15 protein-coding genes are annotated in these 16,711 nt (G+C 49.1%); 11 read left to right on the top strand and 4 right to left on the bottom strand.

The genetic code is table 11. The annotated features are described in order from the left end of the window. Window positions 1–120 precede the first annotated feature (120 nt). From BUB16_RS16005 to flhB, 3 genes are read right to left on the bottom strand one after another with little or no spacing between them, the layout of a single operon-like run. A complete protein-coding gene (locus BUB16_RS16005) occupies window positions 121–1,599 on the bottom strand; it encodes a hypothetical protein (protein WP_073066836.1) in 1,479 nt (492 codons plus the stop codon). Beyond that, window positions 1,596–3,698, bottom strand: a complete 2,103-nt coding sequence (gene flhA / locus BUB16_RS16000) for a flagellar biosynthesis protein FlhA (RefSeq protein WP_073066833.1) — start codon at window positions 3,696–3,698, stop codon at window positions 1,596–1,598. Before flhA ends, BUB16_RS16005 begins: the two co-directional genes overlap by 4 nt. A gap of 11 nt (window positions 3,699–3,709) precedes the next feature. Further along, entirely contained in the window at window positions 3,710–4,783 is a 1,074-nt protein-coding gene (gene flhB / locus BUB16_RS15995; protein WP_073067035.1) for a flagellar biosynthesis protein FlhB, read from the bottom strand. Window positions 4,784–4,844: 61 nt separating this feature from the next. On the opposite strand from flhB, the gene BUB16_RS15990 reads away from it, so the two are divergent. The 11 genes from BUB16_RS15990 (at window position 4,845) to BUB16_RS15940 (ending at window position 14,079) form a co-directional block, all read left to right on the top strand. After that, on the top strand, window positions 4,845–5,099 hold the full coding sequence (locus BUB16_RS15990) for a hypothetical protein (RefSeq protein WP_170864434.1): 255 nt from the start codon (window positions 4,845–4,847) through the stop codon (window positions 5,097–5,099). A 14-nt stretch (window positions 5,100–5,113) separates the two neighbouring features. Then, the gene (locus BUB16_RS15985; protein ID WP_170864433.1) at window positions 5,114–5,854 is read left to right on the top strand and encodes a flagellar hook-basal body protein; all 741 of its coding nucleotides are present in this window, start codon (window positions 5,114–5,116) and stop codon (window positions 5,852–5,854) included. Window positions 5,855–5,875: 21 nt separating this feature from the next. Beyond that, window positions 5,876–6,667, top strand: a complete 792-nt coding sequence (gene flgG, locus BUB16_RS15980; protein ID WP_073066824.1) for a flagellar basal-body rod protein FlgG — start codon at window positions 5,876–5,878, stop codon at window positions 6,665–6,667. Between the two features lie 15 nt (window positions 6,668–6,682). Continuing rightward, window positions 6,683–7,471: a flagellar basal body P-ring formation chaperone FlgA gene (gene flgA, locus BUB16_RS15975; protein ID WP_084088355.1), complete on the top strand. Its 789-nt coding sequence runs from the start codon at window positions 6,683–6,685 to the stop codon at window positions 7,469–7,471. Next, window positions 7,453–8,079, top strand: coding sequence for a flagellar basal body L-ring protein FlgH (locus BUB16_RS15970; RefSeq protein ID WP_073066818.1), 627 nt, complete (start codon window positions 7,453–7,455; stop codon window positions 8,077–8,079). The genes flgA and BUB16_RS15970 overlap by 19 nt, the downstream gene beginning before the upstream one ends. A 10-nt stretch (window positions 8,080–8,089) precedes the next feature. Then, on the top strand, window positions 8,090–9,229 hold the full coding sequence (flgI, locus tag BUB16_RS15965) for a flagellar basal body P-ring protein FlgI (protein ID WP_073067034.1): 1,140 nt from the start codon (window positions 8,090–8,092) through the stop codon (window positions 9,227–9,229). 165 nt (window positions 9,230–9,394) lie between these two features. Next, entirely contained in the window at window positions 9,395–9,715 is a 321-nt protein-coding gene (locus BUB16_RS15960; RefSeq protein ID WP_073066815.1) for a hypothetical protein, read from the top strand. A 34-nt stretch (window positions 9,716–9,749) separates the two neighbouring features. Further along, entirely contained in the window at window positions 9,750–10,265 is a 516-nt protein-coding gene (flgN, locus tag BUB16_RS15955) for a flagellar export chaperone FlgN (protein WP_170864431.1), read from the top strand. Window positions 10,266–10,268: 3 nt separating this feature from the next. Beyond that, the gene (gene flgK / locus BUB16_RS15950; protein WP_073066809.1) at window positions 10,269–11,639 is read left to right on the top strand and encodes a flagellar hook-associated protein FlgK; all 1,371 of its coding nucleotides are present in this window, start codon (window positions 10,269–10,271) and stop codon (window positions 11,637–11,639) included. A gap of 7 nt (window positions 11,640–11,646) precedes the next feature. Next, window positions 11,647–12,534, top strand: coding sequence for a flagellar hook-associated protein FlgL (gene flgL, locus BUB16_RS15945; protein WP_084088353.1), 888 nt, complete (start codon window positions 11,647–11,649; stop codon window positions 12,532–12,534). 192 nt (window positions 12,535–12,726) lie between these two features. Further along, window positions 12,727–14,079, top strand: a complete 1,353-nt coding sequence (locus tag BUB16_RS15940; RefSeq protein ID WP_073066803.1) for a tetratricopeptide repeat protein — start codon at window positions 12,727–12,729, stop codon at window positions 14,077–14,079. A gap of 277 nt (window positions 14,080–14,356) precedes the next feature. Here the strand turns inward: BUB16_RS15940 and BUB16_RS15935 are convergent, their stop codons facing one another. After that, a complete protein-coding gene (locus BUB16_RS15935; protein WP_073066800.1) occupies window positions 14,357–15,799 on the bottom strand; it encodes a sigma-54-dependent transcriptional regulator in 1,443 nt (480 codons plus the stop codon). Window positions 15,800–16,711: the final 912 nt, after the last annotated feature.

Genomic DNA, 16,711 nt, shown 5'->3' with positions numbered 1-16,711 from the left:
GGTTAACGTGTTTTGTTTTGAAAACGGGATTTATAAATGATCATCATAACATATGTATTCAGCTGTAATAGCATTTGTTTCAAATTTATTGTTTCAACGTAGCATAATACCTTGCCTGTGTCAGTTGAGCAGATTTTCTGCAAAGCGTTCCGGATCAAAGATATCAAAATCATCGGGGATCGTTTCTCCGCTGCTGATAAAACGCAGGCTGTAGTCTGTCTGCGCGATCAGCTGGACGGTCTGTCCCCACCTGTCGGATTTGTCAATGTGAGTAAGTGCAAGGTGATCGGACTCTGTCCGGGCGGCCAGCGGATCATGGAAAGCGACCCCGTTGACGGCTGTATTAACTACATAATGTGTCTCGGAGCTGTAGGCCGACTTCAGCTGATCTTTGACCTCCATCAACTGTTTGAAGCTATTTTCCTCTATTTTTTCCACGGAGGGTGTATCAATAAGGATATGGTCAAACTGCTTCCATTCTTTGATCATGGCATCAGCCGTAGTTCCCGCTCTGAGCCGGTAGTAGGGGAGATCACGATCCCTGCAAAAGGGTGCTAAAATGGTATAATACGGGTGGTTTGTTCCTGCCGGGGGTTCCAGGGAGGCAACGGCTATTTTTTTGTCTGCCATTAAACGGGGGTGTTGGCTTAGTTTCATGATAAGGTGCGTTTTGCCCGTGCCCGATCGGCCCATAAAAAATAACAGTTTTCCCCCCGAACGCGCTTTGGCTTTTGTGATCACTTCACAAATGATGTTCGAAAGCTTTGAGTTAAACAGCTTCTGCTGTTCCCCGGGATGAATTCCCTGGTTTGATAGGGTATGAAACCAATCGGAAATAAGTCGCTTGGGTACGCCTTTATGCAGAAGTTTATGGTAAGCCGGATGGGAAGCATGGCTGAGATCAGCCGAAGACAAGGTAAGGTGCATCAGCGATTCTAACCGGTCCAGCCGCCGGAGCAGGGGGGATTCCTTTTCCCCGGCCCCGGGTCCGGAAGACTCTTTCGGCCGGCTATTGCTGGCCAGGCCGGGCCTCGTTTTAGCAACATTTCGAAATGGCTGTCCGTCCCGTGCGCCGGATTCCTCTTTTTTCTTACTCCCAGTGCTCCTGTTATTTCGAACAGCCGTGTTATCATTCGCTGCCGAACCGGCGGCGCGTCCCGGTCCCCGCAGGTCTTTTCTGCTGTATACCTGTTTAGTGGCAGGGTTGTCGGGCGGATTTTTGGCTCTGCTGGATTTTTCGGAGGGCAAGGCCCCGACGGCCGGTTCCTTCCATCCGTTGATTTCATTGATGTCAGAAGCCGTCTGCCGGGCCGCATACGCCCGTATGGCCGTTAATTTTGATTCAACGGCGGCCGATTTCTTTTGATCGCCCTGCTCAGAGCGTTCGAACGTCACCCCACCCCCGGGTTTTGCAGCGGCCGATAAGAGCCGTTCCCCTTCCTCGCCGTTCTCGCGGTCGCGGCCGGGACGGTCTTCTTCATTTTTATCGTCCGTATCTTGCAGAATGCCTTTAAGCGTTGACAGATCGTTCCCATACATCTGCATGGCGCTTTGTTTGGCTGCTTCGATTGTTTTGTCTAAGAATTTATGCAGTATCATACGGAGGCATGTTCATTTAATTCTGCTTGTTGAAGGCTTAGCCTGTCAAATGTTTTAAACTGTACATCCTGGCTGATATCATTATACGACAGTACATTTATTTCCGGCAAAATTGGTGCCAAAAATTCGAAAAGCGTGTGCCGCAAGACCGGTGAGGTCAGCAATACAGGGTCGTACCCCTGGCGAATCATGCGTTCAAATGTTTCGGAAGCATTTTTGTACACCACTTCAACGATACCGGGATCGAGTCCCAGGGTGTTGGAATTCAGGTTGCCCTGCTGGGCCTGTTCGATTAGGCGCGATTCGAGGTTGGAATCCATCATGACCACCACCAGCTCATCACTTCCGCCCACAAACTTCCGGGTGATAATTTCCGAAAGCGCTGCCCTGCAGTATTCTGTGAGCACATCCGTATTGTTGGTCTGTTTGCAGTGATCGGCCAGCGTTTCAAGGATGGTAACCAGGTTATTGATGGGAATGCGTTCCCGCAGCAGGCGTTTAAGTACTTTTTGTATTTCACCTATCTGCATGCCTTCCGGTACAAGTTCTTCAATCAACGCCGGGGATTGCTCTTCAATATTGTCAATCAGCCGTTTGACCATCTGGCGGTCGATGAGCTTGTGGGCATTCTTTTTCAAAACTTCCATCAGATGAGTGGTGATGACCGCTCCCGCCTCAATGACAGAAAGACCAAATTTTTCCGCCTGGGATTTATTTTTTCCGCTTACCCAGATGGCATCCATGCCGAAGGTGGGATCTTTGGTCTCTATCCCCTGGATATTGGCATCCAGGTCGGAGGGCAGGAGGGCCAGGTGATAGTCGGGCAGGAGTTCGCCCTGTCCCTGTTGAATGCCCCGCATCTTAATAATATAGTGGTTGGCGTCGAGCTGAACGTTATCGCGTACCCTCACCGAAGGAATGATAATGCCGAGCTCGGTGGCCAGCTGTTTTCTGAGGGAAGTAATACGGTCGAGCAGGTCACCGCCCTGTTGTTCTTCCACCATCGATATGAGGCTGTACCCGATTTCGAGCTCGAGCGTATCGAGCAGCAGGTAATCCTCAACACGATCCTCTTTTTTGTCCGGCAGTTCTTGCTGCTGTTTGGCTTCTTCTCTTTGCTCCTGTTCTTCATCCTCGTTTCGCTTGTAGGCCAGGAAGAGGAAAAGCGCTCCCATGCTCCCGAAGGGGATGAAGGGCATGCCGGGCATGATACCCAAAAAGAGAACGAATGAGGCGCCGAGCACCAGCGTTTTGGGATTGCCAAGCAGCTGTGAGGTGAGCTCCTTGCTTAAATTGCCTTCCGAGGCGGCGCGTGATACGATAATACCTGCAGCGGTGGAGATGAGGAGGGCCGGGATCTGCGATACCAGTCCATCGCCTATAGTCATCAGGGTATACACCCTGGCGGCCTCTGTAAGATCCATACCGTTTTGCATGGTCCCTATCACAAGTCCGCCAATAATGTTGATAAAAGTTATCAGGAGTCCCGCAATAACGTCACCGCGGACAAACTTGCTGGCCCCGTCCATGGCCCCGTAGAAATCGGCTTCCCGCGCAATTTCTTCCCGTCTTTCCTTCGCCTCCTGGTCGGTAATGAGCCCGGCACTGAGGTCGGCGTCAATAGACATCTGCTTGCCGGGCATGGCATCGAGGGTAAAACGGGCGGCCACCTCGGCAATACGGGTGGCTCCCTTGGTAATAACCACAAAGTTGATAATGATAAGTACGGCAAAAATAATGATCCCGATCACATAGTTGCCCTGAACGATAAATCCGCCGAAGGATTCGATAATGGAACCCGCGTAGCCTTCGCTTAGGATGAGACGCGTGGTACCGATATTAAGCGAAAGCCGGAAGAGGGTCAGGATAAGCAGCATGCCCGGGAAAACCGCAAACTCAAGGGGCTTGAGCGTATAAAAGGCCACCAGCAGTACGATGATTGAAAGCGAAATGTTAAGCGCCAGGAAAAAATCCATCAGTCCGGCGGGAAAAGGGAGAATCATGATCGACAGGATCATGATGATACTGGAAGAGATCAGGACATCCGTCTGGAAAAACCGGTCCCTGAGCTTAGCGGTATTGATATCGGATAATGCCATGGTTGATGCTGCTAAATATTGTGTTTGTTTTTGAGTTTGTAGACATACGCCAGAATTTCGGCGACGGCCCTGAACAGATCCTCCGGGATGAATTCATCCACTTCGGCCGAAGCAAAAAGAGCCTGGGCCACCGGTTTATTTTCCACGATGGGAATATCATATTCTCTGGCCAGTTTTTTTATTTTCTGGGCTCGCAACCGCTGGCCTTTCGCCATCACGACAGGGGCATTGGTTTCATCGGGATCGTACTGCAGGGCAATAGCGTAGTGGACGGGATTGGTGACGACCACATCCGAATCGAGGACGGCGTGATCAAGCCGCTTCTTTCGAAGAGACATCCCCAGCTGTTTACGCTTGCCTTTCATTTTCGGGTCGCCTTCGCTTTGTTTATGCTCATCCTTTACTTCCTGTTTGCTCATTTTCAGATCCTGTTTGTGCTGGTACTGCTGGTAAGCGGCGTCGGCAATAGACATGACCAGGAGTGCTGCCAGGACCTTGGTGACAAACAGCAGGATATGAGAGCCCGATTCGCTGATATTGTATTCCAGCGGCATGATAGCAAAAGAGACGAAGTGCTCGATATTGTCCTGGATGGTAGAATAGACGATCACGCCCATGACCAGCAGTTTAAAGAGTCCCTTGGCAAGTTCGACCAGTCCACGCTTTGAAAAGACCCGTTTGATGCCGTTGACAGGATTAATTTTACTTCCCTTGGGCTGTATGGCCTTAAAGGAGAAGGCCGCCTTGGTTTGAACAAGATTGACAAAAAGAGCAGTGGCAAGCAGGATCATAAACAGCGGGAGCATGAGCTGGTAGGCATGGGTTGAGGCCACTTTAAGATACATGATTGCCTGGTTTTGATTGTCAATAGGCATCGCTGAATTCAGGAAGAAAATTTCAAAGACAGCTTCCGCATGCTGGTACATAAAGCTGCCCATCCCGATGAAGGTAAACAGGGAGACAAGCATCAGCATGACCGAAGAAATTTCTTTGCTGACGCTGACATTCCCTTCCTCGCGGGCTTTCTCCAGCTTCCGCGGTGTGGGATCCTCTGTTTTTTCCTGAGCTGAGTTTTGGTCTGCCATAGAGGATAGATAAAACAAATACAGTACCACTTCCCTGGAGGTCGATTTATCACTATTACGGATGATTATTTTCGGGAAAAGGGAGAAAACATCCACGGAAGCGGAAAACATTTCCATTTTGACCGGCCTCTTTTTGCGGGAGGTGGTACGGGCGGGGAAGACAGAGGAGCAGGCTGCGATGCTTTGGAGACAGCGATACAGCGGAAGGAAAGAGGAGTCCCGGCCGGCGGTTAAGGCAGCAAATAATGAAGTGGCACAGAATTTGAAGGTACTACTACACAAGCCGGCGGGACCCGGCGCACGAAAACACAAATGAGATATGAACTTACCATGTTAGAACGATTAGAAGCGCAGATGCAGGCGATGCAAATGCTGTCGAAGACCCAGGAGGTTACGGCCGACAACCTTGCCAATATCAATACGCCGGGGTTTAAGGGTAACAAGGTCTTTTACCAGATGGTGAAGGAACAGGTGGACGGCCGGGAAGTCAGCCGGACGATCCCGAGGCAGCATCTCGATATGTCGCAGGGCGTGCTGGAGGCTACGAACAATGAGTTTGACTTTGCTATCAAAGGCGAGGGATTCTTTATGGTCGAGGGACAGAACGGGGAGCGGCAGCTGACGCGCGACGGACGGTTCCATATTGATCCGGACGGATTTCTGGTTGACGGAAACGGCAGCAAGGTTATCGGGAACGGGGGACCTATTAATATGCCCGATCTCATCAGGGCCACCGAAGCCAACAATGGCGGGGGCGGCATGGAAGTAGCGACCGACGGGACTATTCGTATCAACGATGAAGTATATGACCAGATACGGACGGTCGGAGTGGAAGATCCATCTCAGCTGGAACGCCAGGGGAGCAACTATTTCAAGGCAACCGAAGAGATGCTTACGGAAGATCACTCCAGCAGCATCATGCAGGGCTATTTTGAAAAGGGGAATGTCAATCCCCTGAATGAAATGGTCGACATGATGCAGACCGTAAAGACCTTTGAGTCGCAGCAGCGGGCTATCAGAACGACCGATGAAATGCTGGGACAGGCTACATCCAAACTTGGACAATTTTAATATTAATAAAATATCACACTTATGTTTAGAGCTTTAAATACGGCCGCACTCGGGATGAGTGCACAGCAGAAGTCCGTTGACAACATCGCCAATAATCTGGCTAACGTGGGCACGACGGGATTTAAACGCAGCACGATTGCCTTTCAGGATCTGTTTTATGAAAACGTAGCGGTTTCCAAACCCGGAGCCGCGGCAAACAGGCTGTCCAATGACAGCCCGGACCTGCAAATCGGTCACGGTGCGCGCGCGGTCTCCACAATCCGAAATTATATGCAGGGGTCGATGAGCGAGACGGCCAATCCCCTGGATATGGGAATCAGCGGCGATGGCTTTTTCCAGGTGGAGATGCCTGATGGGACCATCGGGTATACCCGTGACGGCAATTTTAGCCGCGATTCGAGCGGTATGCTGGTAACGAATTCCGGATTGCCGCTGGCCGACCTTATTGAAGTACCCATGGAGGCCAAGGCGGTCGAAGTGTCCCAGGATGGCACGGTAACGGCCCTGATGGGGGATAACCAGGAGATCGAACTGGGACAGATAGAGCTGGCCAAGTTTTCAAATCCCGGCGGACTCGAAGCCAGGGGCAATAATTTGTTTATGGAAACTCAGGCCTCGGGCATGCCCTTTATTGACCGTCCGGGTGCAGAGGGGTTCGGGGTCGTGCGCCAGGGATACCTCGAGGATTCCAATGTGGATGTCGTAACCGAAATGGTGCAGCTCATTGAAGCGCAGCGGGCGTATGAGACCAACTCCAAGATGGTTCAGTCTGCCGAAGACATGATGTCGGTCACCAATTCCATTAAACGATAAGCCGGGGATCAGCCAATGACCTTCAAAACGATATGTATGATGTCGGCCCTGATCGCCGGTACCGGCGGTATTCCGGGAGGATATGCGACGGCGGCGGGACCGGGATTCCCGGCCGGTGATGGATTCCCCGCTTATGCCGCAGGTACGATCCTGTCCGGTGCGGATAAAGCGACGGATGCGAAGGAGGTCATCCTGAAAAAAGCTCGTGCGAAAATTGCCCGTCATTTTTCATCGGGGGACTACCGGTTTGAGGTTACGGCACGATGGATACCGAGAAACCTGATGGCCCGGGAGGCGGAGAATATTGTGGCTGTGGAGCTTAAGGGACAGGTGCAGCGCTATACCGACTTTGACGTTGTTTACCGGGATCGCGGCCGCCGCGATAAGGCAAGCATTCAGCTGGCCGTGGATATTGAAAAAAAGCTTCCCGTGGTTATCCGGCGCATTTCGAGGGGAGAAGAGATCAGGGAAGGAGACCTCGAAGAGCAGTGGGTGTCACTCGGGCGCAACAAGGGCGATCTGATGGAAGAGGCAGGTATGATAAGCGGCAACAAACTCCGCAGAACGTTGTTGTCGGGACAGCCGGTACGGCGTTCATATCTCGTACGGGAATATATTATCGATGCCGGTGACCGGGTGAAGCTTATTATTGAGAAGCGGGGAGTTCGCGTTCAGCTTATGGGAGAGGCACGTGAAAATGGAGCCGAAGGGGATATCATCAGTATTTACAGCAACGAAACGAGAAAAAAATATAAGGGCGAAGTAATACGTCCGGGTATAACAAAATGGAAACAAACGCTTTGACAATCAGACATACGGTATTGGTATTCGTTTTAACCCTTGTGGCAGCTGTTCCGGTATGGGGACAATCGATGTACGAGGACAATTCGGCCAGCCAGGTCGGGGACATCATAACGGTTATCCTTCAGGAAAACATAACGGGAAGCACCAGCTCGGATGCCCAGAACAGCTCCAATGCAGCCGCTGCGGCGGAGGGCTCTGCCTCGAGCAATTTTATGCCGTTTCAGCCCACCTTCGGGACCGGTGCGCAGGTCAATTACGATTCCGATGAACGGGTGGAAACCAACCAGGGACAACTCCTTGAGGGCGTCATGAGCGTGGAGGTAACGGAGGTCACCCCCAGTGGAAACCTCGTTATCGAAGGCAGCCGGTCTACCGAAATAAATGGGGAGCGCCACAGGATGGATCTGACCGGCGTAGTACGTCCCCGTGATATCAACGGGCGAAATCAGATCGTGTCGTACCGGGTGGCCAACGCCCGGATTAATTATGAGAAAGACGGCGACATACGAGGCGTAACCAAGAAGGAAGGATTTTTCAAAAGAGTAGCGCTTGCCGGAGTGGGCATTGTCGTCGGTGCGGCTGTTGTTCTTAAAAGTATGAATCAGTAATGAAATGACCATGACGAATAATAAAAAATATGGATGGCAGCTTTTTTGTCTGGCTCTGCTGGTATCAGTACTGGCGACGGCTGAGGCAGAGGCTCAAAGCCGTTTAAACAGACTGGTAAAGGTACAGGACGCCTCAGCTAAGAAGATTGTAGGCTATGGACTGGTAACCGGCCTGGATCGTTCGGGAGACCGGACGATAAGCAGGAGGGGGGCCGAGTTTACGGTGCAGTCTATTGCCAATATGCTTGATAATTTTGGCATACGAGTAGATCCCGAGCGGCTTCGCACCCGGAATGTAGCCGCTGTTATGGTTACGGCGGTCATCGGACCCTATCACGGGAAAGGAAGTGATATTGATATTACGGTGTCTTCCATGGGTGATGCAAGCAGCCTGGAGGGCGGCGTGCTGCTGGAAACCCCTTTGCTGGACCCTACGACGAAGGAAGTATATGCAGAGGCGCAGGGACCGCTCGTAACCGGCGGTATTAAAGAGGAGGTGGGCAGTACGCGCCTGTCAAGGAACGGCTCTCTGACGGCTACGATCCCGGGGGGGGGCATTGTGCAGCAAGATAATGATTTTCAGCTCGATCCCGATCAGCCGCTGGGTTTGGTACTGGATGACCCGGGCTACGTTAATGCGCGCCGGATAGCAGAGGAGATTAATAGCAGTTTTGACGAAGAAATCGCATCCGTATTCAATCCGGGTATGGTACAGGTGGAATGGCCGGCAGCGTTTCAGACACAGGGGACGCGAAACGTGTTTGTCAGCACGATCATGGAGCAGGAGGTAGAGCTCGATAAGCCTGCAAGAATTATAATCAATGAACGGACCGGTACCATTGTGACGGGTGGAGATGTGACGATCGACAATGCGCTGGTGTCGCACGGCAGCGTACAGGTGAGGACGCAGGTAACGCCTTTTGTAAGTCAGCCTCCGCCGTTCAGCGGCGGGGATACGCAGGTATTTGCGGTACCCGATGTCGGTATCAGCGAAGAGTCAGCACAGAATATCGTTCTGGAGCCGAATACGAATGTGCAGCAGCTGGGCGAATCCCTGAATTCACTGGGACTGAGCTCCCGGGATATCATTTCGATTTTCCAGGCGCTGGATCGTGCCGGCGCCCTGCAGGGGGAATTAATAGTGATGTAAAGCGCTCTTGCACACGCATGGAAATGCCTCTTGTATGGGAGGTCTTGATAAAAAACTGGCTTCCTTTAGCGGCTGCCGCCGGGATCCGGAATGCAGCACGGGCCGGGCAGGTCTCGCGAAGGTCCAGTCTAAAAAAATCAATAACAACCTAACCTACCAGTATATATGAATATGAATGTGAATATTAATGCAATAGCGCATACGCTACAGGGGGATACGGATATGGGGATGAGCAAATCCCGCAGCGATGAAATAAAAAAGGAGGAAATAGCTACTGATTTCGAGGAGATCTTTGCCCGCAAATTAGTCAGCGAACTCACTAAAGATTCGTTCAAAATGGACGATAACAATGGTGTTCTGGGTCAGTCTAACAATATGTATCGCCGGCATATAACGGAAACGCTTGCCAATGAAATAGCAAAACAGCGGAAGCTGGGGATGGCCGATCTGATTACCGAGCACTGGAAGCAGCGAACATCGTTTTAATTAAATGATAACCGGCAGTAAAGATCCGAATAACATGCAATCAGAAAATGAAATCAACGAGTCGTTCAGGCAGATAGAACAAAAGGTGGAAAGCCTGCAGGGTTTGGCCCGGCAAATGAAGGAGACCCTGGATAAACAGACCGAAGCCATTATTTCGGCTGATGAGGAAAAGCTTACAATATATACGGAAGCATATACCGATTTAAAGGGACGGTATAATCAGCAGGAGCAAAAATTTATCGATCAGCTGCACCACCTGTTGGAACCGGCCGGGGTATCGTCTCATGAGGTCCGGTTGGAACAGCTGAAAGGCATTTTTCCTAATGCTTCCTCAACGATTGACAAGTGGAAAGAGCAGCTTCGCCGGCAAGCACGGGAGCTCAAGCGGAAAAATGAACGGGTTGTTGAGCTGCTGGACTTTGCGTTAAACCGGAATGCTGAGCTTATGTATGCTATTTACAGCCTGAATAACCGTAAGAGTACGCATTATGGCTCGGGCGGACAGAAAGAAGAAATTTCATCCGGAATGACCGTTAACAAAGAAGCATGACCCATGAGATCACTATTTGAAATTGCAAAAAGCGGCCTGCAGAGTGCGCAGCATTCTATGTCGGTGACATCAAACAATATTGTCAATGCCGACACGCCGGGCTATAGCCGCCAGCGCGTGGAAAAATCTCCGGACGGCATGCAGATGGACGGATATCACGCCGGACTCGGAGTAAATATTGACGATGTAAGCCGGCTGCGGGATGGGATGAACGATGTGCTGCTTAACAAAAAGAAGCAGGATATGGGATACCTGGAAAAGAAGGCTGAGCTTTACGAAAAGTTAGAGGCCTCCGTGGTATCCGACTACGGGGAGGATCTGGACAGCCAGGTGGGGGGACTTTTTGATAACTTCTCGGAGCTGGCGAGTAACCCGCAGGATGTGAGCGTCCGCAATAACCTTATCAATGAATCGCAGCAGCTTACCAGCAAACTGCGGGAAATGAGCCGAAGCACGGATGAGACAAGCAACCTGGTACAAAATTTTGCCGGAAAAACGCTGGATTCGATTAATAGCCTGCTGGGTACTATTAATGAATTGAATTACTCGATTAAGCAGAGCGAAGCCAAGGGCCAGCCCGACCACAGCAGTTTGGATATCCGTGTTGCCAAACTAAATGAACTTTCCGAGCTGGTCGACTTTGAAAGCCAGGTTACCGACACGGGCGCGGTTCAAATTGAGATCGGAGGCCGGAAAGTACTGGATGAAGACCAGGCCTACCATCTGAAGGCCGAGGTCGATGACGTGAATAAAAAGTTCAGGTTGAGGCTTGAGAATGGCTATGTTGTTGAGCCCGACGGAGGAAAGATAGGGGCCGAAATAGAGATGTACCAGGAAGGGATTCCCGAAATGAAAGAGAAGCTGAATAATATAGCATCGACGATCGTATCAGAAGTTAACAATATCCACAGCAGCGGGTACGGACTTGAAGACAATACGCAGCGTGCGTTCTTTAACCCTGCCGGGACCACAGCAGAAGATATTGAACTCAACCAGGCCCTTATTGATAATCCCAACCATATCGGGGCTTCTGATACGGCAGGAGAAGCGGGAAACGGGGAAGTGGCTTCCCGGATAGCCGATCTCAGAAATGAAAAAATTATCGGAGATGCGGGTGATAACCAGCGGCTGTCGGAATATACGGTTGGTTTTATCAGTAAGCCGGGCGAGGAGTTGAGCAGGCTCAATTCCACAATAGAAGCCAGGGATTCTGAAATCCAGATGCTTAAAAGCCAGCAGGAACAGACAGCCGGCGTTAATATTGATGAAGAACTGAGTCGTATGATCAAGTTTCAGAATTCGTACCAGGGAGCGGCTAAAGTGATGAATTCCGCCCAGCAAATGTATGACACCTTAATCAGTATAGTCAGATAAAAATATTATGATGCGTATAACTCAAAAGTCGATGTTTGCCAGCTTCATGCGGGATGTCAATAAGAACCGCGGGGAGATGGCAGAAATTCAGTCGGATCTTTCAAGCGGCCGGGAAGTGCGGAGGCCGTCTCAGGATCCTGTTTCTTTTCAGAGTAGCAGAATCATTGAAGGAAATATTGAAAAAAATAACCAGTTTCAGAGCAATATTAACAGTGGATTGCGCCAGGGGCGGCTTGCCCAGGAGGCAATGGACGGGGTCATAGATGCCCTCATCCAGGTTAAGGATATTATGGTTAAAGGCGCGTCCGACACGGTCGGGGAGAGCGAGCGGGAGGCGATGGCGGATGAAATTTCCGGCATCAGAAATCAAATTGTGGATAGTATGAATGCTCAGTATGGCGATCGCTATCTTTTTGCGGGTACCAACAGCGGAGTAAAACCTTTTGAAGTGACTGCTGGTGTGGTTACCAGTAACAGCAATGATAAAGCCCCGCATATTGTAGCCGCTGACGGGGTAGAAATTGACATCAGCATTACCGGACAGGAGATGACCGGTACCGATGCCGGGGACCTGTTTGATATTATCGGAAATATTGAAGATGCGTTGCGGAATAACGACGACCAGGCCCTGAATGATTTGCTTCCTGACAGTGACGAAGCCATAGAACATGTGACCGATCTGACTTCAAAGCTGGGGGATAATATCAATCGAATGGATTTTATGTTTGAGCAGTATGAGTCTACAAAAATTACCCAGGAGTCGGATGTTAGCGAGCTGGTGGATACCAACTACGCGGAAGCTTTTTCCCGGCTGCAGAGAAACCAGGTGGCCTACGAGTCGGCTATGGCGGCTCACAGCAAGATGTTTAAAAATGTGCTGCTCAATTATATTTGATCATCATATAAGAAATATATGACAGGGGATTAACCATTGAAAAATAACCCGGTGGCACGGCAATAACGGATAAAGATGTTTTTTTCAGGGCTTTTATTCACATGCCGTTTTCAGAGGATCTGTTATCCGGTAACAAATAAATTTAAAGGTAGTTGCTTACGCCTTTTTGCTAAATAGCAAAGCAAAGATACTATGAATATTAAACTTATACCCGCCACTGCAAAACCGGAAGAAGTGATAGACTGGGTCGAATTGGTCCTGTTTTTGTCTGATGACAGCTACCTGGACAAGCGAAAAATACGTGACTGGTCTCAAAAGTTTAACAGCATTACCGTTGCGGGCAAGGGTGAGCACCCGCCCACCCAACTGCCGGACGGCGTTGCCTGGTACAGCTACTCCGGGGACAGCAGGCGATCCGAGGTATGGAACCACCTGGTTGGAGCGGCGCATAAAGAGTGGGTCTTGTTTGTAGAAGATGATGAACAGATACGCTTCAGTGATTTTCCAAGTCGTACATTCATCGATTCAAATACCTGGTGTCCCGCCTTAATACGGCAGAAACGGAAGGAGCACACCCGGCAATTTTATCACATGCGGCTGGTACATACGCCGGTTGAGGGAACCGTCGTATTTGAAGGGCAAAGTATACCGGACTGTACCCGTTACATCAGGGAAAGGGAGATCGAATTATGTAACCGTCCGGTTCTTATTGAAAGGGAAAGTAGTCCCATAGCTCATGTCGATATTGAGGAAGAACTTTCTGTAAAATCGTATTCTCCCAAATTATACTTGGTACAGGGGGCGCGTTATTACCGGGAGAGAAAATATGTGCGGGCTGCGGCCCAGTATCGCCAGTTGCTTAAAAAGGAAAAACTTCTGCCATTTGACCGGTTGGCTGCTGTTAACGGGTTAGCGAGCTGCATGGCGGAACAGCATAAATGGTCGAAAGCGATGACGCTCACAGAGGAATCCCTCAAGGCTGAATCAATACAGGCACTGCCTTATTTCATTCAGTTTAAAATTCATGAATTGCAAAAGGAATGGGGAAACGCGCATACCGCACTGCGCCGGTATTATGAGCAGCAGTCTTTGTATTCCCGGTCCAGCTTCGATAAGGTTATGAATGAAGAATCGATTCTCGTACATCTTTCCGATGTTGCACTCAGAGCAGGTGACCGGCATATGGCTTCCGACTATTTTGAAGAGTTATTTACGTACAAGAGGGAAGAAGTGGACAGGGTTTTATTATACAAAGTGCTGGTCTTGTCCATTGAATTGTCAAATTATGAGCGATCCGTTCATTTATTTAACCGTATGTTCAAGGATGTGTTTCCTGATAAGTTTGATGAAAAACAAAAAGAGAAGCTCAATGATATCATGACAATGTTTATGAATCAGGAGTGGTATCCATTTGTGGCAAATGTGTATAGCAAGATGTGCAATGCTTTTCCGGGTGACGAAGTTTTCAAAAGGCGTTTAATCGTATCACTGACCAAAACAAATCGGCTGGACAAGGCCCGGACGATGGTCTCTAATATTATATAGACCCGTATTTCTCACAACGGGTTGTGGTATGTTGTTGTAACCTTATGATACAGATAAACTTGTGCTGTTTTTTGCAAAACCGTTCTTTTGCTCAATGTCGGCGTTATCAGTCGGTTGAAATCCTCACATATGGGCTATATGCTGTGCTTTCAACCTCCCTCTGGCCTTGACCTTGAACAAAATCCCTGATTTGAAAAGGCCTCATACAGTACTTCAAGAGCAAACAGAAAGTAGAAAATATTACGTTTTAAGTATAAGGTAGAAGAGAGTAGAGGATCTAAGCAGAAGCGTTCTCTTCCGAATTATCCGAGGAGGCTTTTTTAATTTTGTTCCGGATGGTCCGGTCGGTGATGCCCAGTATCTTGGCGGCTTCCTTTTGATTCCCCTGGGTGTGCTCAAGTGCCTTTTTGATCAGCTGGAGTTCCATGTCTTCAATGGAAATAAGCGGTAAGTCGGTGAGAACTTCTTCGCTCACTTCGAGGTCCACTTTTGAAAACATATTTTTTTCGATATGATCCAGTGTAATAACCTCACTGTCTCCCGATAGTATGACACCCCGATGGATTTTATTTTCCAGTTCACGCACATTGCCGCTCCATTTCTTATTCATAAGAAATTCCAGAAGATCATCGGACAGCTCCTTTGAATCCAGGCCGTATTTATCCGTATAACGGCTAACAAAGTGGTCTGCCAACAGCGGAATGTCTTCTTTTCGATTTCGCAGGGGTGGAATAGAAATAGGAAAGACATTCAGCCGGTAATAGAGGTCCCGCCTGAACTGATCATCGGCAATAGCCTGTGCAATATTGCGGTTGGAGGTAGCGATAATCCGGACATCACACGTTACAGGTTTTTGGCTTCCCACCCGGTTAAATTCATTTTCCTGTAAGACCCGCAGGAGCTTTGCCTGTATATGGATATCGACCTCGGTGATTTCATCCAGCAGCAGAGTGCCCCCGTCCGCCTCTTCAAAAGCACCTTTTTTATCGGAGATGGCGCCTGTGAAAGCTCCTTCCACGTGACCAAAAAGCGTGCTTTCGACCAGTTCGCGGGGAAGATTGGCGCAATTTATTTTTATATAAGGGGCGTCCGACCGGTTACTGTGCACGTGAATGAGATTGGCAAATACTTCCTTGCCGGTACCGCTTTCACCCTGGATCATCACCGGCGCCGTAGTGGAGGCGATCTGGGGAAGAATGTTCATCAGTTTTTTGACTTGTGGGTTCTCCCCTATGAATCTTTTCTCAGCCCTCTGAACGACATCATCCCCATTGTTATCCGCCGCGTTGTTACCACTGCCGGATTGTTTTTTGTTCCGGGCAAAAGCTTCTATTTTGTGCCGGTTGTCAAAGGAAGTGCCCGATTCAAAATAACGGTCAATACGAAAAATGATCTCCTTGGCCTTAAAGGGTTTTGTAATGTAATCGAATGCTCCCTTCTGAAGGGCCCGGACGGCATGGTTGATATTCCCGAACCCGGTCATCATGATAACACCGGTTTCCGCATGATTATTCAACACATGCGAGAGAACCTCATCTCCGGTCATGTCATCCATTTTTACGTCGGTCAGGACAAGATCCACGTCATGATCTTGAAGAAAGCTCATCCCTTTGGCAGGCGACAGAAAAGTCGTTGTCTCATACCCGTGTATGGATAAATTCTCTTTGAGGAACTCAAGCAGCATTTCGTCATCCTCAAGGATAAGAACATGCTTTTTCATAGAATAAGATGATACGGTTAATTCGATGTTAGCAGAGAAAACAACTACTTAATCTGCTGCGTTGGTTAGCTTCGAGATCGATATAAGTTATATATAAGCATTAAAAGACTTTCTGATTAAAAACTCAAAGAAATACGATTTAAAATAACCATATTTTTTAAAATACAAGTGTATTTTAACCCGGCTCATCATCTTTTGTATACACAATCCTTTAGATTTTCTTACTATGAATTAGGGATATGGCAGACCTGAATTAAGGGTATTCTTGTCGTACCATCGTTGATCCTCCTGTTTCGTTGGCGCGAAGAAATGGACAGTTCAGAACGCTTATTCTTTACCCAATGCCCCCATCCTGCGTGTTTGACGTTTGGCTCATATAACAATTGATTTCTGCAATTATTGAAGCGATAAGATCGTAGCTGTAAATGAGCGTGAATATTTAAACATACAAAATCGGTGGTACAAACTGATATTATTTTTTGATTAAGATAGAGTTGGCCTTCAGATGAGTATAAGGCCGGAGGTGCCCGGGCCGGGAGCGGTTTTATAGACGGGTAGGAATCGGCAGGGCAGAATAAGTAATTTATTTCATGCTATGTAAGAGACGATACGTAAAGGCAAGGAACAGCATAATTGAGGCTCGGGATGAGTCGGGAAGTGCCTGCCTTCATGTTAGCTGCCAAGAGGGAGTCTGCCTGACTCCCGCCGCGATCCTCTAAATCAGGCTAAACTCTTTCGGGAGCAGGAACAGGTGATTGCTCTTCCCAGGCCCGCAGGAATAAGTATCCGCATTAGAACAAAAGCTGCGATGAGTTATTTGTAATAGCCACGACTTGATCTGACAGTCAGCCGTTAGAAGTTGGTTTTAGTTGTCAGGTTAATCTCATCTGAGTTTGGCTCTTCCAGAGCTGG

Origin of the sequence: Fodinibius roseus, from assembly GCF_900129315.1 — a bacterium.
Taxonomy (GTDB): domain Bacteria; phylum Bacteroidota; class Rhodothermia; order Balneolales; family Balneolaceae; genus Fodinibius; species Fodinibius roseus.
The sequence above is the reverse complement of the archived record's forward strand: the minus strand, read 5'-3'. Positions and strand labels throughout refer to the sequence as shown.